Raw genomic sequence first — 355 nt, forward strand, 5'->3', positions numbered from 1 at the left:
TTCATATTTTATGAATTCGGCATTTTACAAGGCAAGTGCAGTATTGTTGGCGGTTGCGTAATCGCTTTCACATACACCGCCGGCCTCTACTTCCATGTTGATTGCGCAACTTAGACGAAACCAGCTGGCGTGACAGAGCGCCCGCAGAAGGGGGTCTTATGCAATTGAACAAGAAGCTTCTGGCAATCATCGGGAAACGCTTTCCCGCCATCTACGACGTCATCCCGCGCGGACCACAGGGTGTGCTTGCGCGGGTCGCACTCAATCCGCAGCCGCTGCCGCCGCATGAACTGGGCGCCGCGGTCGCCGAGGAATTTGTCCGCTACTTGTGGGTGGCCGAGCGGGGCGGGCTCGA

The 355-nt window shown here is 57.5% G+C and carries 1 pseudogene; it reads left to right on the forward strand.

The annotated features are described in order from the left end of the window. Positions 1 to 158: 158 nt before the first annotated feature. Positions 159 to 355, forward strand: a pseudogene (locus tag EN852_RS36725) (hypothetical protein); the annotation flags it as partial.

The organism is Mesorhizobium sp. M2E.F.Ca.ET.209.01.1.1, from assembly GCF_004010375.2.
Lineage (GTDB): Bacteria > Pseudomonadota > Alphaproteobacteria > Rhizobiales > Rhizobiaceae > Mesorhizobium.